Annotated in this window: 16 protein-coding genes, 2 tRNA genes, 1 pseudogene and 1 riboswitch; of the genes and pseudogenes, 13 read left to right on the top strand and 6 right to left on the bottom strand. The window is 48.8% G+C overall.

Features of this window, described 5'->3' with window-relative positions:
- Positions 1–3: 3 nt before the first annotated feature.
- The 6 genes from GJ688_RS17445 to bshC all read left to right on the top strand — a co-directional run bounded on the left by GJ688_RS17445 (position 4) and on the right by bshC (position 6567).
- Positions 4–1626, top strand: a complete 1623-nt coding sequence (locus tag GJ688_RS17445; RefSeq protein ID WP_155477802.1) for an MBL fold metallo-hydrolase RNA specificity domain-containing protein — start codon at positions 4–6, stop codon at positions 1624–1626.
- 100 nt (positions 1627–1726) lie between these two features.
- On the top strand, positions 1727–1906 hold the full coding sequence (locus GJ688_RS17440) for a DUF362 domain-containing protein (RefSeq protein ID WP_155477801.1): 180 nt from the start codon (positions 1727–1729) through the stop codon (positions 1904–1906).
- A gap of 125 nt (positions 1907–2031) precedes the next feature.
- Entirely contained in the window at positions 2032–2259 is a 228-nt protein-coding gene (locus GJ688_RS17435) for a FeoA family protein (RefSeq protein WP_155477800.1), read from the top strand.
- 147 nt (positions 2260–2406) lie between these two features.
- Positions 2407–3858 carry an L-seryl-tRNA(Sec) selenium transferase gene (selA, locus tag GJ688_RS17430; RefSeq protein ID WP_328597397.1) on the top strand — a complete coding sequence of 484 codons (1452 nt, stop codon included), beginning with the start codon at positions 2407–2409 and terminating at the stop codon, positions 3856–3858.
- On the top strand, positions 3855–4904 hold the full coding sequence (gene selD, locus GJ688_RS17425; protein ID WP_155477798.1) for a selenide, water dikinase SelD: 1050 nt from the start codon (positions 3855–3857) through the stop codon (positions 4902–4904). The genes selA and selD overlap by 4 nt, the downstream gene beginning before the upstream one ends.
- 16 nt (positions 4905–4920) lie before the next feature.
- Positions 4921–6567 carry a bacillithiol biosynthesis cysteine-adding enzyme BshC gene (gene bshC / locus GJ688_RS17420; protein ID WP_155477797.1) on the top strand — a complete coding sequence of 549 codons (1647 nt, stop codon included), beginning with the start codon at positions 4921–4923 and terminating at the stop codon, positions 6565–6567.
- Positions 6568–6628: 61 nt separating this feature from the next.
- Here bshC and GJ688_RS17415 read toward each other — a convergent pair whose 3' ends face one another.
- Positions 6629–7384 (bottom strand): cell wall hydrolase, encoded by a 756-nt coding sequence (locus tag GJ688_RS17415; protein ID WP_155477796.1) that lies wholly within the window; start codon positions 7382–7384, stop codon positions 6629–6631.
- A 4-nt stretch (positions 7385–7388) separates the two neighbouring features.
- A riboswitch (cyclic di-AMP (ydaO/yuaA leader) is annotated at positions 7389–7554 on the bottom strand.
- A 200-nt stretch (positions 7555–7754) separates the two neighbouring features.
- Here GJ688_RS17415 and GJ688_RS17410 point away from each other — a divergent pair.
- The 6 genes and pseudogenes from GJ688_RS17410 (at position 7755) to GJ688_RS17385 (ending at position 14587) form a co-directional block, all read left to right on the top strand.
- Positions 7755–9473: a sigma 54-interacting transcriptional regulator gene (locus GJ688_RS17410; RefSeq protein ID WP_155477795.1), complete on the top strand. Its 1719-nt coding sequence runs from the start codon at positions 7755–7757 to the stop codon at positions 9471–9473.
- A gap of 288 nt (positions 9474–9761) precedes the next feature.
- Positions 9762–10106: pseudogene (locus GJ688_RS17405) on the top strand (cell wall hydrolase); the annotation flags it as partial.
- A gap of 53 nt (positions 10107–10159) precedes the next feature.
- Positions 10160–11671 (top strand): germination protein YpeB, encoded by a 1512-nt coding sequence (gene ypeB / locus GJ688_RS17400; RefSeq protein ID WP_155477794.1) that lies wholly within the window; start codon positions 10160–10162, stop codon positions 11669–11671.
- Positions 11672–11804: 133 nt separating this feature from the next.
- Complete coding sequence (locus GJ688_RS17395; protein WP_155477793.1) at positions 11805–12524, top strand: phosphate propanoyltransferase; 720 nt, start codon at positions 11805–11807, stop codon at positions 12522–12524.
- A gap of 310 nt (positions 12525–12834) precedes the next feature.
- A complete protein-coding gene (locus tag GJ688_RS17390; protein ID WP_155477792.1) occupies positions 12835–13794 on the top strand; it encodes an NGG1p interacting factor NIF3 in 960 nt (319 codons plus the stop codon).
- Between the two features lie 214 nt (positions 13795–14008).
- Positions 14009–14587 (top strand): ANTAR domain-containing response regulator, encoded by a 579-nt coding sequence (locus GJ688_RS17385; protein ID WP_155477791.1) that lies wholly within the window; start codon positions 14009–14011, stop codon positions 14585–14587.
- A 62-nt stretch (positions 14588–14649) separates the two neighbouring features.
- Here the strand turns inward: GJ688_RS17385 and GJ688_RS17380 are convergent, their stop codons facing one another.
- The 3 genes from GJ688_RS17380 to GJ688_RS17365 form a co-directional block, all read right to left on the bottom strand.
- Positions 14650–16821, bottom strand: coding sequence for a transglycosylase domain-containing protein (locus tag GJ688_RS17380; protein WP_155477790.1), 2172 nt, complete (start codon positions 16819–16821; stop codon positions 14650–14652).
- A 494-nt stretch (positions 16822–17315) separates the two neighbouring features.
- Positions 17316–17392 (bottom strand) — tRNA-Val (locus tag GJ688_RS17370).
- A gap of 1 nt (position 17393) precedes the next feature.
- Positions 17394–17471 (bottom strand) — tRNA-Met (locus GJ688_RS17365).
- A 176-nt stretch (positions 17472–17647) separates the two neighbouring features.
- Between GJ688_RS17365 and GJ688_RS17360 the strand changes: the two genes are divergently transcribed.
- Entirely contained in the window at positions 17648–17983 is a 336-nt protein-coding gene (locus tag GJ688_RS17360; protein WP_155477788.1) for a hypothetical protein, read from the top strand.
- A gap of 86 nt (positions 17984–18069) precedes the next feature.
- Here the strand turns inward: GJ688_RS17360 and GJ688_RS17355 are convergent, their stop codons facing one another.
- Positions 18070–19905, bottom strand: a complete 1836-nt coding sequence (locus GJ688_RS17355) for an APC family permease (RefSeq protein WP_235911075.1) — start codon at positions 19903–19905, stop codon at positions 18070–18072.
- Between the two features lie 650 nt (positions 19906–20555).
- Positions 20556–20678: a hypothetical protein gene (locus GJ688_RS21105; RefSeq protein WP_268892105.1), complete on the bottom strand. Its 123-nt coding sequence runs from the start codon at positions 20676–20678 to the stop codon at positions 20556–20558.
- Between the last annotated feature and the right edge of the window lie 84 nt (positions 20679–20762).

Genomic DNA, 20762 nt, shown 5'->3' with positions numbered 1-20762 from the left:
GCTATGAAAATCCGCTTTCTCGGAGCTGCCCAAACCGTTACAGGATCCTGCTACCTGATCGAAACGGCCAAGACCAAGCTACTCGTCGACTGCGGATTGTTCCAGGGTTCCAAAGCCATCAAAGAGCGCAACTACGGTGACTTTCCCTTCAATCCCGCGGAGATCAATTTCGTCTGTCTGACCCATGCCCATACGGATCATTCGGGTCTCTTGCCGAAACTGGCCCGTCTCGGTTTCAAGGGACAAATTTTAGCGACCGGGCCGACCATCGACCTCTGTGCCATCATGCTTCCCGATTCCGGCCACATTCAAGAGATGGATGTGGCTCGTCTCAACCGCAAAGCATCCCGTTCCGGTAAGTCCTTGCTGCGCCCCATCTACACGGCCGAAGAGGCGGCGGAAACAATGAAATTTTTCCGTCCCGTCGCCTACCAGGAAATGGTTCAGCTGACACCGGAAATCCGTGTTCGATACCAAGATGCCGGTCATATTCTCGGGTCTGCCTCCTTGGAAATTTGGGTAACTGAAGAGGGGAAAGAAGCGAAAATCGTCTTTTCCGGCGACCTGGGGAATACGAATCTGCCGATCGTCAACGAACCGACACCCATCGACGAGGCTGATTATATCGTCATTGAATCGACGTACGGTGACCGTTTCCATGATCGCAGCCGCTCCCGTCTCGATTTGCTGAAAGAGATCATCATGGAGACCTATGACCGAGGCGGCAAATTGATCATCCCCTGTTTCGCCATTGAACGGACTCAGGATTTGCTCTATGAACTGGCCCAGTTGTTCCATAAAAAAATGGTCCCCGATATCGACATTTACATCGACAGTCCCTTGGCCATCGCTGCTACCGATGTCTTCGCGAAAAATATGTTCTACTTCGATGAAGAAGCTAAGGAATTTTTCCATAACTCTCCCGGTTTCTTTTCTCTCCCCAACCTGCACTATTCCCGCCGTGCTGAAGACTCGATGGCCTTAAACGAGATGAAGGGCAGAGCCATCATCATCGCCGGATCGGGAATGGCCGATGCCGGGCGGATCAAGCATCACCTCAAGCACAATTTGTGGCGACAGGAGACGACGGTTCTCTTCGTCGGATTCCAGGCTGAAGGCACACTGGGACGGCGTTTGCTCGATGGCGAGAAGCGAGTCCGCATTCACGGAGAAGAAGTGACAGTAAGGGCCCAAATTCGCAGTGTACCCGGTTTTTCAGGTCATGCCGATCAGAAAGGTCTGCTCAACTGGCTGCAGGGTTTTCGGAAACCGCCGAAAAAGGTCTTCATTACCCACGGTGAACCGGAGTACATGAAGACCTTCGGGGAAAAAATTCACGAGGAGCTTCATTGGCCTACAGAGGCCCCAGGTTGGCTTGATGAAGTTGTGCTTACCGGCGAAGTACCTGCCGCCCAACCGGCTGAACCAGACGTCGTTCCGGGACATTGTACCGTCATGCCTGTGGTAGAGGGTCAGGTCACTCGGGAATCGGTCGAACGGGCTTATCTACAGTTGAATATGCTGCTGCATAAAATGGTCGAGCGGGAAATGGCTGAAAATGATTATGCCGGGCTAATGAAACACTTTATCGAGTTGGAAAAACAAATCCATCAAATGATGGAGTAAGCGTTCATCGACATCTCTCGGGTAATTTTTCCTTTGTTTTAACCTTTCCGGTATAGGAATGGAACCACATTGGATAAATTATCTTTGGAGGTGAACCTGAATGACTCACACAATTAACGATGACTGTGTCAATTGTGGCGCCTGTGCGCCTGAGTGCCCTGTAAATGCGATCAGTGAAGGTTCCACAAAGTATCAAATTGACCCGGGTGTCTGCATCGATTGTGGTGCTTGCGCTGATGTCTGTCCCGTTGGAGCGCCTCGCCCGGAAGGAGATCAATAAACCTGGTTTTTCCTCCCGACCTTCCTCGGAACACATTTCCGGGGAAGGTCTTTTCGTATTGCCAAGGTTCCTGAGGCTAGGTTACAATGGGAATGCAAATCATTTGCACAGGAGGTTGCTCCCCCATGAGGCTCTCCCTCGATCGCGTGAAAAAAGGACAACATATTGTGATTCGTTCTATTCCGAATGAGATGGTGCGGGCACAAGCCATCCGCTTTGGTATCTCCGAGGGAGCTGAGGTGGTTTGTCAAGAAATCATTCCAGCTGGACCCGTCGTGATTCGTAAAAACAAACAAGAAATCGCTATCGGTCGAAACTTAGCCCGGCAAATCGGTGTAGAGTTAGTCGGATAGCTTCCTCGCTGAGGTCATTTTGAAAACCGGGTCATAGGTACCCGGTTTTTTGCCGTACGTTGCTTCCCGATCCCCCTATGATATAATGAACGAGAGCCAGTACTTATGGAGATTCTTGGCATCGCAGCCATTAGGGGAGGTCCTGTCGTGTCAGAACCATGGAAAGCCGATTGGCTTCGTCGCATCCCGGCGGTGAATCTGATCATCTCCTGTCAGGAATTGCAAGAAGCGAACCAGCGATACGGCCATGACCGCCTTGTCAGTGCTGTACAGCGTCATTGTCACTATTTACGGACGCAAATCCTATCGGCAGCCCATGTAGAACAGATCCGTCCCGATGATTTCGCCATCAAGACGATTTGTCAACATATTGTCCGGATCCTGGCGGAAGAAATACAGCCTCGCCTCCGTCCGGTCATCAATGCAACTGGTATCATCTTGCATACCAATCTGGGCCGTGCGCCCTTGGCTCAGGAAGCTATCGTCGCCGTAGAAGAGGTGGCGAAAGGCTATGCCAACTTGGAATTAGATCTGGAGACGGGAAAACGGGGCAAACGTTATGACCATCTGCAAGAACTGCTCTGCCGGATCACTGGTGCCGAAGATGGCTTGGTCGTCAATAACAATGCTGCCGCCGTGCTCTTGGTCCTAAGTGCGCTGGCCCGCGGTCGGCAGGTGATCGTCTCTCGCGGTGAATTGGTCGAGATCGGCGGCGGATTCCGCATTCCTGATGTGTTGGAACAAAGCGGTGCCCAGCTGATTGAAGTCGGCACCACCAATAAGACGAGGATTTCGGACTACGAAAAAGCGATAACCCCAGAAACGGCAATCCTCTTGAAAGTTCATCCGAGCAATTACCGGATCATCGGATTTACCGAGTCGGTGAACCGAGAAGATTTGGTCCGCCTAGGCCGAGAACGAGGTATCCCTATCGTGGAAGATCTGGGTAGCGGTTTGCTGAACGGTTATGATACAAGCGGTGTTTTCTTTGACGAACCGACTGTTCAACAAGTGGTACGCAATGGGGTAGATGTGGTCACCTTCAGTGGAGATAAGCTCTTAGGTGGACCGCAGGGAGGCCTTATTGTCGGTCGACGCGATCTGATCGCTCAAATTGCCAGGCACCCTTTGACAAGGGCGCTCCGGGTGGACAAGCTGACCTTAGCTGCCTTAGAGGCGACATTGCAGTTGTACTTACATCCAGACAGGGTCTGTGAAAAAGTCCCCATACACCGTTTCATAAACCGGAAGCCCGATATGATTAGCCGTCAAGGCCAGTCTTTCGTAGATGCACTGCAGCAATCCCAAGCGGAAATCACCGTTCAGTTGCTTCCGTCTACTTCACAGATCGGCGGCGGAGCGCTGCCCGAGGTAGAGTTACCGAGTTGGTCTGTGGTTTTAACTCCGAAGGAAGGAAGTGCCCAGACCTTTGCCGAATCTTTACGCCAGGGAAGAATTCCCGTCATGGGGCGAATCCAAGGAGAAGCACTCTGGCTGGACATGCGAACCCTATCGACAGAAGAAGTCGCGGAACTGGGCAAACTAATCATTGAAGCGATTTCCAAGTTCAAATCATCGGAAAGGGGGGGGAGTCCATGAACTCAGAGCAAATCTGCCTCACCGCCATGTCGACCAAAGCTGGTTGAGCGGCCAAAATCGGTCCTTCGGACCTGGCCCAAGTTTTGGGCTATTTACCTCCTCCACCACAGGATCCTAATTTACTCGTCGGAACCGAATACAGCGATGACGCTGGTGTGTACCAGCTCACGCCGGAATTGGCGCTGGTACAGACGGTCGACTTTTTTACTCCCATTGTGGACGATCCTTATCTTTTTGGACAAATTGCTGCGGCGAACGCCCTATCCGATATCTACGCCATGGGTGGAAAACCAGTGACGGCACTCAACTTGGTCGCCTTTCCTGTTAGCACACTGCCTATGTCTGTCCTTGGAGAAATCCTTCGCGGCGGCGCTGACAAGGTCCGCGAAGCTGGCGCGGTTCTTCTGGGCGGACATTCTATTCAGGATAAAGAACCGAAATACGGTCTTTCCGTCACAGGCGTCGTACACCCACAGAAGGTATGGACGAACGGTGGCGCCAAGCCAGGACAGCAACTGATTTTAACAAAGCCGCTAGGCAGCGGGATCATATCTACGGCGTTGAAAAACAAAAAAGCATCTCCCGAAGCTGTCGGAAAAATGACAGAAGCCATGGTTACGCTGAATAAAAGAGCCGCAGAAGTTCTTTCCGCCTTTGATGTGGGCGGATGCACGGACATCACCGGTTTTGGCCTGCTCGGCCATGCTCTCGAGATGGCTCGCGCTTCCCACTGCCGGATCACCTTTCTCGCCAGCGCTGTACCAGTTATCGAGGAGACCTGGGAATATGCGGCCCGTGGTCTTGTTCCCGGCGGCAGTAAATGCAACCTGACCACTGTCGGCCCCTCAGTCAGCTTTGCCGAAGAACTAGCGCCGGAAGTGGGACTGGTTTTCGCCGACGCGATTACGTCGGGGGGCCTGCTGGTTTCTCTCCCAGAAGAGCAGAGTGCTCTAGCTCTAAAATCTTTGCACGAAGCTGGAATAGACGACGCTCGCCTGGTCGGTTATGTCGAAGCCGGTGAAACGGCGATTTCGGTGAAACCTTAGGAAAGAAGGGACGTCCTTGCGTTTCGAAAAATCTGACACCTTGTTTTCCGGGATTGCAAAAGCCTATGTAGAAAGGGAGGCAGAGGTGGCCTCCCTTTTCTCCTATGATTTTCAAGATGAAAGGTCTTTTTACCGCCGCGTCGATCACCTCGATGGAAACAGGAACATACCACGGCAGCAAGTGTCCCAGTTCTTGGCGGATTTTCAAAAACAATTATGTCAAGCCGTCGGTTTAGATCCGGTAAAGAACGCTGCTGTTGAGAACGCCTTACGGCTGGCTGAATCCAACAGTTTAGCCATGGTAACGGGGCAGCAAGCAGGGTTGTTCACCGGTCCCTTGTATACGGTCTATAAAGCTATCACCTGTATCGCTCAAGCACGCTATTGGGAAGAACGATTGAACCGCCCCGTCATTCCCATCTTCTGGGTGGCATCAGAAGATCATGACTTTGAAGAATCGTCACAGGTACAAGTCCTTCGAGGGGAACAACTCCTGCGCGTTACCGTGACCGAATCGCCTGAGGAAGTTCGTCAGGCCGTAGGCCATCGGCCTCTGCCGGAAGATCTGCTTGCAGCCGTCGATGAATTCCTTGCTGCTGTAGCCGATACAACTGTTAGAGAAGAGTGGCAGCCACTGCTGAGAGACCTTCCCGCGAAGGTGACTAGCTTAAACGGTTACTTTGCTGCTATTTTGCATCGGCTTTTAGGTTCCTATGGACTTGTCGTTCTTGACCCCTTGATGCCGGGATTAAAAGCATTGCCGGAAAGTCGCGACTTTTTTTCCTTGGTGATGAAAAAAAGTGCTGCCTTGTCGGAAGGGCTCGCCGAAGGTGTAACCGCGGTTCGGGGTCTGGGTTATACTCCTCAAGTCGAAAAAAAGACTACAGATGCCCATATGTTTTATTATCGCGAAAGGGAGCGTTTGGCTCTCGAACGCCTTTCTGAGGGATTTTCGTTGCGAGGAAAGAAGGGCATCTTTTCCCCAGACGAAATATTCCAGCAGATTCAGGAAGACCCGGAAGCTTTTTCACCGAGCGTGGTGACTAGGCCTCTTTGGCAGGATTGTCTACTCCCGACACTCGCCTATATAGCAGGACCGGGAGAGATCGCCTATTTCGCTTCCTATAAACCCGTCTATGAGGCGTTAGGGATGGAGATGCCTCCAATCATTCCTCGTTTAAGCGCTACCTTGGTGGAAGGATTCATCGACCGGTTGCTTCAAAAATATGATATAAGTTCCGTCCAGGAGATTCGACAAGGATTGGAAGAGAGGCTGAACCAACTCGTCGCCGCACAAGATGAACTGGGCATCGACACTCTATTTGCTGAACTGCAGGCAAAGGTAAAGCTCGCCTATGAACCGGTTTTGGAAAAGATCAGTCGATGGGATGGGACCATAGGAAAAGCGGCTGAAGAAAACTTGGAACGGGTGCTTGGACAGGTCCAATTCCTTCAGAACAAAGTCCATCAACGGCACCGCCAGCGTTGCCAGGAAAGCCGGAACCATTTTGATAAAGTGAAAAAGCATCTTTGGCCTGGCGGCCCCCAAGAGAGGGTACTAAATATATTTCCGTACCTCTTCAAATACGATTATGGGATCATCGGTCAATTGATCGAGCTTGCTGCAAATGATTTAGAGACTCATCGGGTATTGTACCTTTAAAAAACCCTCCATCTCGGCAGAAATTGCCGAGATGGAGGGTTTTGCCTTTGCTTTATCGTCGCTACATAGAGAATACGTGGTTTCCGATGGTGGTGATGATAGACCGTTGTCGCATCCATGAATCGGATGTTTTTCCGGGATTGAAAAAGTACAGCGATCCATTCGAAGGATCCCAACCGGATATAGCGTCCCAGGCGGCTTTTACGGAATCATTGCTGGCTGGTTCGTTGATGGTGCCGTTTTGTACCGGTTCAAACTGCCACTTATCGTAGACGACGCCAGCGATAGTGGTGGGGAATAAACCGCTTTTCATACGATTGAGTACGACCGCACCGACAGCCACTTTCCCTTTGTAAGGCTCTCCAGAAGCTTCTGCCTCAATCAGCCGGGCTAAAAGATCCGCATCAGCAGGATTGACGCCTTTGTTCGCTTGACGACTAATGCCTGTGGGGACTTTCACGACTTGGCCTGCGTTGATGGTACTGGAAGAGAGTCCATTCAGTTGCTGAATCGCCCATTCCGCCGAGCCGAAACGGTTGGCGATGGTGAAGAGAGAATCGCCCTGACGCACAGTGTAGGTGAATACATCGGGAATAAAGAGAACTTTTCCCGAATTCAAGTTGTTCGGGCCAACGTTGTTCGCCCCTTGAATGAGTTGCCAGGGGAGACCGAACCGCTGTCCCAGTGAATAGAGACTGTCGCCGGGCTGCACCGTATACTGCCAAGCATGGGCGGGAGCGGCACTAAAGGCGCCCGAGAAGAAGAGGGTCAAAGCAAAGGCAAGAAGACCATGGCGAAGGGAGAAACTGCGAATCATTTTACCATCCTTTCCATTAGCCTCCGGAGTTAGCTGACGGGTTAGGCCGAAAAGGTAGGCCCTCTTCCTGAGAAGATTCACCCCTGCTGTCAAAAAGGAATGTTGACAGCGACAGTCTGGAAGACTGCGGTTCCTCCGTACCCGATTAGGGGATTCGGCTTTGTACGAGCTCTTTTATTATACCGACCTTGTCCAAAAGGTGTCATGATGATCATTCTTCCTCTAGAGGGAAGCCATGGGCAGAATTCCAGCATTCTAAATCATCGACAGGATTGTTTAGATTATGTCTAAACTTTTTTCTGTCTAAGAAGGAAAACAACATAATATGTAGAATCATCAGAATTGACAAAAAATCCGAGGAGTTTGATGAATGTCCGAACGTGAAGAGATCGTCAGCCAATTGTTTAACTGGGTCGCCATCATCAACGCATTGCACAACCCGATTATCGCCACTGATCACGACGGTATCGTCCGCGTCTTCAACAAAGCAGCTTCCAAGGTCTTTGGCAAGGATATGCGTGAAGCTATGGGACTGCCGATTGAGCAAGTGGCTCCGCAGTCTAAGTTACGGCAGATCATTCAGACGGGACAATCGATGACCGGCCTTCGGTATACATATAATGACAGAACCTTTGTCCTCAACTTGACGCCCATTATCCGCAAACAACGGATGGTCGGTGCCGTAGCGATCTTTCAGGATGTCACAGAGATCGAATCGATCGTCGAAGAGCTTAACCGCGTCAAAGAACTGAAAAGCACCTTAGAAACGGTCTTGGAAAACGCCTATGACGGGATTATGGTCGTCAATAACGACGGTATCATCACCATGGTCAACAAGGCCTACTGTGACTCCCTCGGTTTTGAAGAAGCTGAACTGCTCGGAAAGGCCGTCGATGAAGCGATTGAGAATACGCGCCTACATGTAGTCTTAAAGACAGGCCAGGCCGAGGTAGGTGAGCTGCAACATACAGGGGAACGAGATTTTGTGGCGATGCGCATCCCCATCGTCAAAGATGGCCAAGTGGTCGGTGCTGTCGGTAAGGTCATGTTTAAAAATGTCAATGAGCTGAACGCTTTAGCGAATAAAATCAACTCCCTGCAAAACGAGCTAAACTATTATAAGGTGGAACTGCAAAAGTTTCGCGGCGCCCGGTACAGTCTCGACGCGATCATCGGAGAGAGCTACGCGATCCGCATGTTGAAAGAAACGGCCCAGCGTGTGGCTCGAAGTGATTCTACAGTGCTGCTGCGCGGCGAAAGCGGTACCGGCAAACAGTTGCTCGCTCACGCTATCCACCTGGAATCGGAACGGAAATCAGGACCCTTTATTCAAATCAGCTGCAGCGGACTCGGGCCGGAAGCGTTGGAATTAGAGATTTTTGGCGGCACAAACGGTTTTGACGGCGGAATTCCCGGTAAGATACGCTTAGCTCACCACGGTACACTGCATATAACCGATATCGGCGATATGCCGCCAGCCGTACAAGCCAGGCTGATGCGCATCTTGCAGGGACAGTTGCCGATCATGGATTGTCCGGAAGGACCTTGTGCGGTCGATATTCGGCTCATCGTCTCGACAAATCGGCACCTGGAGGAACTCGTCAAAAAAGGAACTTTTCGCGAAGATCTGTACAATCGTCTCAATGTCGTGAGCCTCTTTATTCCACCTTTGCGCGATCGGAAAGAAGATATTCCAGAACTGGTATCGGCCTTCGTTCACCAGTTCAACAAGGAATTCGGCCTAGCCGTGCAAGGACTCACTCGGGAAGCGATGACCGTCCTTTACAACTATCACTGGCCCGGTAACGTTCGGGAGTTTGCGTCAGTCTTTGAGCGCACCTACGATGGGGTCAAAGGAGAAATGATCGACGTTTGCCACCTACCCATTTATTTGCAGAAGTTCACAAAAAACGACGACATTTCTTTGCAGCAACAAAACCTGCAATCCTTATTGGAACAGACAGAGAAGGCCGCTATATTGCAGTCGCTGGCACAGACGAATGGAAACAAGGTGCAAGCGGCTCAAATGCTGGGCATATCCCGAGCCGGCCTATATCAAAAATTAACAAAGTACAACATCAGCGAATGATTCCCTCGCAAAGAGAAAAACCCCGGACCTGAGAACGGTTCGGGGTTTTTTGCGTTTTGCGTATAGGGAGTGGACAAAAGCAAAAAATAGGGCGGAAAGGTAAATAGGGAGGAGAGAATTGTGAGATATCGTAAAGGCTTAAAAAATTTCCTCTTTGCGCTCTCCATAGGGCTTCTTTGCTGGCAGGGCTGGACTCATTATGACTGGACAAAAAGTGAAAAGACGATCCTTCCCCCGGCTGTCGCGGAAGCACAAGGGGGAACGGGTCATCCGAGACAGGGAGAGGTACAGATGCTCGCCCGAGCCATTCACGGAGAATCTCGGGGAGAGCCTTATGAAGGCCAAGTCGCTGTCGGTGCTGTAATTCTTAATCGATCCAAACACCCGTCATTTCCTAATTCTGTCAACGGCGTGATTTTTCAGCCCGGTGCCTTTACCGCTGTCGATGATGGACAGATATGGACTCCAATGCCGGATGACGCCTCAGCCGTCAAAGCCGCCCGCGATGCTCTTGCCGGGTGGGATCCAACGGGTGGTTGTATCTATTATTGGAACCCTGCGACCGCAACCAGCCAATGGATTTGGAGTCGTCCCGTCGTGAAAACCATTGGGAAACACTATTTTGCAAAGTAAACCTGATACCGATAATAATACGTTCATTCGTTTTCGGAAGGGAAGTGTAGATTTTGACCCACGAATTCAAAGAACCTCATGAGACGATTGAAAGACAACGGGATCAAGTGGCCGATCTGCGCAAATCAAGAAACGGCCTTGGGTTCCTAGCTGGGGTACTCGGTGTGACCACTGCACTTTTTGGATATTTGGGGTACAACCAGTACGTACAAAACCAAGCCTTTCGGATGGCCACAGAGAATCATTACCAGCGGGCCTTTAACGAGTTATCGACGAACGTAAATAACATGGAATTAGAAATGTCCCGCCTAATGGCCTCTAACTCGACCAACCAAACTGTGACAGGTCTCACCGAAGTCTCCCGTCAAGCTAACCAGGCATCGGCCAATATGGGTCAACTGCCTCTAGCAACCCTGCTGTTATCGCGGACGAATCAGTTTGTGAACACCGTGGGAGATTTCTCGCAGAATCTAGCGGAACGGAAAGTGGACGCCAATACTTCTCTGACGGTTGAAGAACAAAGCAAGATTCGCGATCTTCACAAACAGACGGCCTTTCTCCGGGATGAACTGAATAAAATGGGCGAGCAATTAAACACGCGCCAACTGACCTGGGTCGACCTGCAACGACAATCTCGTATGCAGGAACAAAAAGGCTCGAAACAACAAACCGCATGGTATGACCGCCTTTGGAATAAGGTCTTAGCCACTGTCGCTGGTCAAGAAACGGAAACACAAGCACCGCCTATTTTGGCCAATTTCCAATTCGTCGAGACGGAACTGCAAAAGTACTCTCCTGTAGAATATGATGGGAGATATTCTGAGCAGATTAAAATCACACCCCGCGGCCTCGGGAGTGGACAAATCACCCAAGAACAAGCCGTGCAAATCGCCCAATCCTGGATCGGTCAACCATACTTAGATGGTCATCAAATCAATGTGACCGGTGAAGGAAAAGCTGCTATCCCCTCATATGGCATTTCTGTAGTGGCCAAGGACAACCCCAACCAGAATAAAATCAACATGGACATTTCCAAAACCGGTGGGCACGTCATCTACATGCTCAAAGACAGACCGGTCGGAACGCCGACGATCACCCGTGATGATGCCGCCGCCGTAGCTAGAGACTACCTAGCTCGCCGTGGATTTAACAACTTTGAAGTGACCACCGTAGAAGAATACCAAAACATCGCTGTCGTCACCGTCGTGCCTAAGGAAGGAAATGTCAGTCTTTATCCGGACAAGGTGAAAGTGCGAGTCGCCATGGACGATAAAGAAGTCATCGGCTACGACGGGACAGCCTATCTGACCTTCCATCACAACCGCAATCTCTCCCAACCGGCGATTAGCCGGGAGGACGCTCGGAGACGAGTTTCTTCCCAAGTTGCCGTCACCGGAGATAAACTGGTCCTGCTGGCCAAAGACAACTATCAAGAGATCCTTTGCTGGGAATTCAACGCCACCCGCGATAATATGAACTATCTCGTCTATATCAACGCCCAAAACGGCCGGGAAGAAAAAATCTTACGTGTCGAAACGACGAACGCTGGCAAATTTATCTTCTAGATAAGTCGCTAAACTGCAGGGCTGAAGCAGCGCTTCCCCTGCAGTTTTTTCAAAAATCCGATCAACTTGTTAACCTCCCATCGGCCTTATGATAAAATGAGAAATAGTGGGACCGGATGGGAGAGTGATACTGTTGCTTATATCCATAGGAGTATCTGCCAGACATGTTCATTTGACAGAAGAACATGTGGCTGCTTTATTCGGAGACGGATACACCCTTACACCGAAGCGCCAATTGTCCATACCCACACAGTATGTCTGCGAAGAACGGGTTCAACTGTGCGGGCCGAAAGGAGAGTTGGATAAGGTCGCTATCATCGGCCCAACTCGTCCGCAAAGTCAAGTGGAAGTCACTGCGACTGATAGTGTCAGACTGGGTGTACAGCCGCCTATACGTCTGTCAGGGGATCTGGAAGGCAGCGAGGCGATTCGGATCATCGGTCCTAAAGGTGAAGTTCATCTTCAAGAGGGCTTAATCATTGCCATGCGCCACATCCATATGACCGTGGAAGACGCCGAAGAGCTAGGCTTTTCCCATAAAGACTACGCTATCGTCGTCGTTCCCGGTCCGAGAAGCCTCGTCTTTGACCATGTCGTCGTCCGAGTTTCATCCGATAATACTCATACGGAACTGCATATCGATACCGATGAAGCCAACACGGCTGCCCTAAAGTCAGGTGATTCGGTCAATATTCTTCGAATCAACGATAAAAAAATTCGCCTTGAACGGCTGATCGCTATGTTTGACGAGCGGCAACTGCGAATTATCGAAAGTTGTGTGGCTCATATCGTTGAGGAAGAACGGCGTAAAGTATCGGAAATGGAAAATATGCTAGCTTTATTACGTGGTTAGCGTCTAAAGGGATATACAGAACTGATAAAAAGAATATACAAATTTAACAAACCCCCTGAAAATCGGAAGGGTTTTTGATGTCGCTCGCGAATAGAATGATAAAGGGAAGACATTTACCTACCAATTTTTCCAGGGGGTGTCCGACGTGGAATGGTGCTCTTACTGTGGTGCCGATGTGGCTCAGTACGGTCCCTGCTGCAACTGCGGCAGCGAAATCCCTGAACCTGGACATCATTGCGAAGACGCGCAATAATGCGGTGACCGGTCGGCATCGACCGGTCTTTTTATTTGCGAAAGGAACGATGGACATATGCAACTGGGAGCACTTTTTGACTGGCTGATTGAGAAAGGCATTGAGTCGGATCCTCGTTCCCGGAAAGAGTTAGAAGCTTTAGCAGAAGAACGAAAGAAAGCGAGCGCTGCGAGCAAGAACAAAGCAGCCAAACTCGCCGATGATGGTCAATGGTCTAATCCATACGGAGACAGTCAGCTTCTTTATGGAGTAAGAAACCAGGAAATCCGTCGAGCCCTCGTCGGCATCGATATCGATGGCGCCGAATTGCTCCTTGCCGATCGATGGCGGCAACAGGGAAAATCTATAGATCTAGTTATCGCTCATCACCCGGAAGGAAGAGGTTTGATTCAACTTCATCAAGTGATGAAAGTACAGGAGGATCTGTTGGCGGCAGCCGGCGTGCCGGTGAATGTAGCAGAGTCGCTCTTGAGCGAACGAATGAATGAGGTTCGTCGTTCCGTCTTACCGGGCAATCATCAAAAGAACGTTGATTTGGCGCGATTATTAGATATCCCATTTCTCTGTGTCCATTCTCCGGCAGACAACCAGGTTCAGAAGTATCTTACGGAGTTCCTTTCGGTGGACCGTCTCGGTGCGAATAGTCAAATACAAGACCTTATTGACGCTCTTCTCGATGTACCGGAGTTTCAAATGGCGGCTGCTTACGGAATGACCCCTCAAGTGATCTCTGGAAAAAACAGGGATAAAACGGGGAGAATCTACGTAAAAATGAATGGGGGAACTTCCGGTCCTGAACAGTCCATTGAAGCACTCGTCAAAGCTGGTGTCGGTACCATGGTCTGCATGCATCTACCAGAGGCTCAGCGAAAAAAAGCCCTTGAGTTCCACCTCAGAGTTGTCATCGCCGGACATATGGCTTGTGATTCCTTGGGACTCAATTTATTGATGGATGGCTTGGAAGCCCAGGGTGTCGAAATTATTTCCTGCGGGGGATTCCTGCGTTATCATCGCTAACGTTTCCATCAGTGCAGCTATAGATGTAGCAACAAACATCGTAAGAACTATCGAATTTCGGCAGGAAAAATAATATCTTGCTGAAAAAGGATGAACAAGGTATACTTCAATTTGTGGGACAAAGACGTCCTGATGAGACGAAGGCGTTTCTTTTCGTGTGCCGTTGGTACTCGTAGGGAAATGCTTTTTTATTTCGCCGGGGAGGGGAGCGCATTTGAACGGTTTACGCATCTTTCTTGCAACTCCGGCCGGGCCTCTTAGAGATAAAATGAAGGAAACCCTCAACCGGCACGGTGCAATAGTCGTTGGTGAAGCTTCAGATGGAATGGCTGCTCTTCGCGCCCTTCACTCCTTATTGCCTGATGTGGTAATCATTGAAATCCAGTTGCCCGGCCTGGACGGGTTGGAACTGGCCAAACTGTGTCAAGAAGAAAAATTAGGGGCTGCTGTTTTGCTCACCCCCTACACCCAGTTAGGACATGTCCAAAAATCGTTGGAAACTTGGCTCTTTGAGCCTTTGATTCGTCCTGTTCGCGAAGAGGCTCTTTTGGCTTCGGTGATTACAGCCCATACCCACTACATCCGGGAAGCTCGATTAGCTCGAGAGGTAGTCGAACTTAAAGAAGCCTTGGAAAAGAGGAAAATCGTTAACCAGGCGAAACGAAAGTTGATTGAAAAGCTGCGAATTAACGAGGAGGAAGCACACCGGATTTTACAACGTTATGCGATGAACCATCGCATATCTACCAAAGAGGCTGCACTGCGAATATTAAAGGGCTACGATGCGTCGTAAAGTTTTTTTCAAATAATATGCCCGGATCCTTCCTCGAAAGAGAAAGATCCGGGCTTTTTGTTTTATTCTCTTTTTTCTGTCGGTGATAGCGGTGACAGGGGGGATTGCCTTTCCTGCAGCGGTAGGGGGGCTGGTTCTGAAGGTTTCTTATCTGCCGGTGGAGAGGGAACGACATCGGTGCTTCCCGATTTCTCTGTTTCCGGTTGGTTTTCTGGTTGAGTTCCCTGTTGAGGGGAAGATGAGGGTGATTCCTGAGCTCCCGATTTTACCGCTGATGGTGCGGGCACAGGCTCTGAGGTGAACAGTTCCGACGGCCGTGCTTCCATCTCTACCAAGGCGCCTTCCATGAATAGGTGGAACATGCGAGCGGGATAGGAGCCTCCGTAGACCCGGTTTAAATAATGACGGCGATCAGTCATGTCGTACCCCATCCAAACAGCTGTCACCAGTTCCGGTGTGTAACCGACAAACCAAGCGTCCCGGTTTCCTTTTACGCCATCAAATATGGGCAGCGGCGGAAGTTCGGAAGTTCCTGTTTTTCCGGCTACAGGGCGGCTCAGCCGGGCTTCCCGACCGGTACCGTAACGTACTACATCTTGCAGCATCGATGTCATCTGTTTCGCTGTCGACATTTGAAAAAGAGGTATCTTTTTCGGTGCTTTGGCCATTGGGCGATCTAGAGGTCCGTAGACTTGGATGATGGTCCGGCTTTCTACGGCTGTCCCTCCGTTGGCCAATGCGGCATAGCCGCGAGCCATGTCCAATGGCGACACACCTTTATCGAGCCCTCCCAATGCGAGAGCCAAGTTTGAGTCCTTCTCGCTGATCGGCAGTCCCAGTGTACGCAGTGTATCGAAGGCCGAGCGAACTCCGATGCGATCCAGCAGCCAAACGGCGGGTAGGTTGATCGATTGAGCCACCGCTTGCCGCATGGTGACTTGTCCTCGAAAGACACCATCATAGTTATTTGGCCGGTATCCGCGAAAATCCATTGGTTCATCGGGAAGGGTCGCATTGGGAGACCAGCCTTGTTCTAGCGCCGGAGCGTATACGGCCAACGGTTTTATGGCCGAACCGGGAGAGCGTTGCATCATGGTGGCCCGGTTAAAGCCTCGGCGCTCCTCGTAAGTCCTTCCGCCGACCAAAGCCTTGACGTACCCTGTCACCGGATCAACCGCAGCCAGAGCCCCTTCCACAGGTCGATTGTCTACGCTTTGTGGAAACAGGTTCGGATCGGTAAAGGCGTCTTCAGCAAGCTTTTGAACTCTCCGATCGAGAGTTGTGTAGATGCGCAGACCTCCGCCAAACAATTGGTCCTCTGAGATCCCGTGGATTCGGGTAGCTTCTCGCAATACTTCATCAATAAAAAAGGGATAAGGGTAATGAGCATCCTTTTCAGGGGGATTGGGATTTAATCGGATAGGCTCTTTGTGAGCTCGTTCTGCCTGATCTGGTGGAATAAAACCGTAAGTAACCAGTTGAGAGATGACTGTGTTTCTCCGTTCTTCGGCAGCATCCAAGGATGCTACAGGGGAAAAGGCGGAAGGATTTTTCGGTATTCCCGCCAGCAGGGCGCATTCGGCTACGGTCAAATCGTTGACAGACTTGTCGAAATAGGTGCGCGCTGCCGCTTCTACACCGTAAGCTCCTTCTCCAAAATAAATACGGTTTAAGTACAACTCGAGCACACGTTCTTTGCCGATTTGTTTTTCCAGGTGATAGGCAAGATGAATTTCTCTTAACTTTCGATTGAGCGTCTTTTCAGGCCCGAGGTAAACGTTCTTTATCAACTGTTGAGTGATCGTCGAGGCACCTTCCTGTATCGAACCGGCTTCGTAATTGCTCTTCAATGCCCTCAGGATTCCTCGAATATCAAAACCAGGATGATCATAAAAGCGGACATCTTCCGCGGCTAGCACAGCTGTCTGTAGCTTTTTGGGAATTTTGCTTAAAGGGAGAGGAATACGGTGTTGGGGGCCGTGGAGCTCGCAGATCGGTTGTCCATTGATATCATAGACGAAGGATGTCGTTGGCGAGGCAAAATCATCAACATTGAACTGGGGAACATCTGTAATGAACCAGTATGTAGTGTATCCGGCAGCGGCAACCAAGCCAAGGAAGATCGAGAGAAAAATGAGTCCCAGTCCGAAAAACAACTGTCTCCACCAGGGGCGTTGTGGGGGAGTCGGAGTATTCTTTTGAATTGGGCCGGTAGAGTTCTCCGGGACGGGCATGAAATTACCATCCTCCTTGGGAGCAGATAAAACAGATAAAACCGTATCATTTTTAAGTTGGTATCGGTGGGTATACTATAACATCTCTATAGACAAAAACCCACCCTTAATGAACGCCAATGACTGCCAAAAGACAAGAGCGAGTGAAAAACAAAAACCGGAGATTGCTTTCTCCGGTTTTGATTCGACATATTCTGTTTTCATCCTCATGGGTGCCTCGTTAAGGGGCCTGGATGTCAATAGGCAAAGGCTGAACCAGGAGAAACAGGTCTTTTTTTACGAAACAATCTTCCCCTATTAACTCGATTGGATGCTAGAAGAAAAACAGTAAAATACCCTTTAAACTTCTTTTTCATAAATAAAAACTCCTTACCTATTTAATAATAAGTTTATAAAAGGGATTTTAATGAATAAAAAGATAATGATTTTCCCGCGATACAAAAAAGTTTTGAACCATACTGGTTCAAAACTCTTTCACACTGATTATATGAAACTGGTGGGTGATAACAGAATTGAACCGCTGACCTCTTGCATGTCAAGCAAGCGCTCTAACCATCTGAGCTAATCGCCCATGGTAGCGGTGGTAGGATTTGAACCTACGACACTACGGGTATGAACCGTATGCTCTAGACCAACTGAGCTATACCGCCATAACGACAAAAATAGTATAAGTTATCCCTGGGGAGATCGTCAACAATGTACCGCAGTTTTTTAAGGGGAAGTTCAAATGGTTTTACTTTTCGATGGAAATGCATAGGGAACAGGGGAGGATTATAGAGAATCACGTCGAAAGATTAGGAGCGATACTGATAGGGAGGATAAACTCATGGAAGAATGGGCCTTACAGGCCGGAGAAAGGCCATACCGCATATTAACTGCCGTCAACGAGGGCTCTCCGGAGAACTTAAAAAAGATGGATTTTTATTCAAAAATAAAAGAGAACGGCTTAATCGATTGCTTGTTGATATTCGATTATGGTGATCGCAAGGCTATCCGGCAAGCGAGAGATTTTCCTCCGGATCAATTTGAGCATTTCTTGCAGGGCCTAGAAAGCCGGTGCCCATTGCCTACTCAAATCGTTGATGGTACGGTAGAGGAAGAACGGGCTGTGAGTATATGGGAGTCTTTTATCGGTGTCCGTACTGATATCGCAGCAAGTTAATAATCGAATTAGGAAAAAGAAAACCCAGGCAAAAGCCTGGGTTATTATTTTTCCTTGCTCCATTTGGTCAATTCCTTGTACGACGGTTACATACTTTTCAAGTGATACGGTACGGAAGCCACAATAATGTTCTTTTTTAAGAGCAGTACAGTTCGTAGAAGGAACCCGGTTTGGTTATGCAATAAATAGTGCCACCAGGTATGCGTGACAAACTCAGGGACAATAACTGTGATCACCTCGCCAGTTTTTAATTCTTTTTCTAAGTTATCAATATAGTTAACAAAGGGGCCAATTAACTCCCTATATGGCGATTCCACTATCACGAGTTCAAAGTCGATTTTTTTCTCTTGAAGTTTTTCCCTTAGCTTTTCTGCTGTTTCTGGGCTTGAGGAAACATGGACGATAGTTATGTCCGTATCTTCGTTTGACATTGACCTGGCAAATTCCAGTGCATTGAGGGCTGGCTTAGATAAAGACGACATCGGAATCAGAATGTGGTTCTTAACGACATAATAAGGCGCCTGATTCTGAGAGGATAATTCGTGTGATATGTCGGAATAATGCTTTTTAATTTTCTTGAATATTAACACCAATAGGGGTATAGCGATGAGTACCAGCCACGCACCAGCCATAAATTTGGTAGAAGCGATGACGACGGTGACGATTCCTGTTACCGTACTGCCAATCCCGTTCACTAACGCATTTGTCTTGTAGCCTTTTGGTTTTAGGGTGTTCCAACGAACAACCATACCCGCCTGAGCTATTGTAAACGCTAGGAAAACACCAACAGCATATAGTGGGACCAGTGAATGAACAGAGGCGTGGAACAGCACCACTAAACTTATTGCGCCTACGCAAAGAAGTATGATTCCATTGTTAAATACCAGGCGATCTCCCCGGAGGGCAAATATGCGTGGAATATATCCCTCGGACGCCAGTTTAGCAGCCATGATCGGGGCACCTGCAAAAGCCGTATTGGCCGCTAAGATGAGAATAATAGCGGTGGCAGCTTGCAAAATAAAGTACATTACGTTCCTGCCACCAAAAACCAATTCGGCAATTTGAGAAACGAGTGTCTCGCCATGCTGAGGTAAAACGTGAATCCAACCAGATAAAATGCTTGTTCCCCCGAAAAGGATAACGGAGAGACTTCCTAAGGTAAATAAAACCGTAATTGCGTTGTTTTCTTTAGGCTCTTTAAATGAAGGAACTCCATCTGCAATAGCCTCAACGCCGGTTAAAGCCGTACACCCTCCGGCGAAAGCTCTTAACAAAATCCACACAAAAACCAGATTCCCTAAACTCGCAGCGTGTTCTTGATAAGGTATAAATTGGGCAATAAGGTCTCCGGAGAGATAACGGTAAAAACCGGTAACGATAAGTGCTAACATAGAAAAGATGAAGAGATATGGGGGATAGGCCAGTAAGTTCGCTGATTCACTGATACCTCTCAAATTGATAATAGTCAATAAGAGAATAAAAAATATAGCTATATATACATTAAAAGGAAGCAAGCTAGGGAAAGCAGATGTAATCGCCGCAGTACCAGAAGATATACTTACGGCGATGGTCAAAACATAGTCGATGACTAAAGATGCCCCAATAATACAGCCGTAAGTCGGTCCTAAAAACTCTTTGGCGACTGAATAGGCGCCTCCGCCTTCTGGGTATGTTTTGATAACCTGTTTATAAGAAAGAATAACGGTAAACAGAAGTAATGCGATACAAAGTGCGATGGGTGGTAAATACCGAAATGCAAGCTGGCCTAAAATTGCCAAAACAAGAAGTATCTCTTCAGTTGCGTAAGCTACAGAACTAAGAGCGTCGGATGCAAAAATAGCTAAGGCCTTTGGCTTATTCATCGTCTCATGAGTTAATTGTCTGTTATGAAGTTTACTCCCGATTAGCAATCTTCGAAGCAAGTTGTTTCCTCCCTAGCCAAACTACGATAATATCATTCCCCAAAAAGAAAAAGAAATCCGATGAGTGAAAAACCAACCGTAGCGTCATCAGCGGTCTCACTGATAGAGGGTATATTTCTTCGTTTACAGTCAAACCTAAAAGGCTACACTTGTCGTGTTCGCTGTAGTTTGCGATGTAGCCATTTCAAGATTCCTAGGCTCAGTCGTTTTACAATTCCCATATCGGGGAGCCTAATGTTGGGTGATTACGCTATGATCAACATACACAAATGGAAGCAAAGACTAGTATCATCAAATACCAATGGGCGTGGGACTTTTGGGATTCTTATTCTACTTGGTGGATCTACCTTCTCTTATTTGAAGTAATTGGAGGTAAAGTAGTACCTTCTGAGTCACGACGCCCCATTCCCGTAGACGCCTTTCGGTTCGGGAAGTGGGCATGGTTTATATTCCATGGCGTGATGTTACCGGCGGCTATTGGAATTGGAATTTATCTCGGCACAATGTTGCCGAAAAAATAGTAGGTACCCAAGATCTCCAACCGTTGTGTCATCAGCAGCGTCATCATTTAAACACAGCCGTGCAGAAAAGAAGCCCCTTAACAAAAAAAGCGTGAGCTTAGAGCCACACGCTTTTAGTAAGCATATTACTTAGTAAACACCAAATCCTAATCCAAAACCAGTTCCTAGAATAGCAATAATGATAATCAAAATTGCTAAAGCAACTATACTATTTCCAATATAACCTCCACCAGTGGTTACGCATGCACCCATATTTTTTACCTCCCTCAATAAATTAATCATTTCTCCGTAATACTCGCTTTTTCACTGTTTTTCGATACAACCTAAAGCTAACCC

Source organism: Heliobacterium mobile, assembly GCF_009720735.1.
Lineage (GTDB): Bacteria > Bacillota > Desulfitobacteriia > Heliobacteriales > Heliobacteriaceae > Heliobacterium > Heliobacterium mobile.
Note: the sequence above shows the minus strand (reverse complement) of the source record. Positions and strands in the feature narration are given on the sequence as shown.

Bases quoted from the DNA above. Each gene is read 5' to 3' on its own strand.
- GJ688_RS17380 (WP_155477790.1), bottom strand. From the start codon at position 16,821: ATGCCCGTCCCGGAGAACTCTACCGGCCCAATTCAAAAGAATACTCCG.
- GJ688_RS17435 (WP_155477800.1), top strand. From the start codon at position 2,032: ATGAGGCTCTCCCTCGATCGCGTGAAAAAAGGACAACATATTGTGATT.
- GJ688_RS17410 (WP_155477795.1), top strand. From the start codon at position 7,755: ATGTCCGAACGTGAAGAGATCGTCAGCCAATTGTTTAACTGGGTCGCC.
- GJ688_RS17360 (WP_155477788.1), top strand. From the start codon at position 17,648: ATGGAAGAATGGGCCTTACAGGCCGGAGAAAGGCCATACCGCATATTA.
- GJ688_RS21105 (WP_268892105.1), bottom strand. From the start codon at position 20,678: ATGGGTGCATGCGTAACCACTGGTGGAGGTTATATTGGAAATAGTATA.
- GJ688_RS17445 (WP_155477802.1), top strand. From the start codon at position 4: ATGAAAATCCGCTTTCTCGGAGCTGCCCAAACCGTTACAGGATCCTGC.
- GJ688_RS17415 (WP_155477796.1), bottom strand. From the start codon at position 7,384: ATGATTCGCAGTTTCTCCCTTCGCCATGGTCTTCTTGCCTTTGCTTTG.
- GJ688_RS17390 (WP_155477792.1), top strand. From the start codon at position 12,835: ATGCAACTGGGAGCACTTTTTGACTGGCTGATTGAGAAAGGCATTGAG.
- GJ688_RS17440 (WP_155477801.1), top strand. From the start codon at position 1,727: ATGACTCACACAATTAACGATGACTGTGTCAATTGTGGCGCCTGTGCG.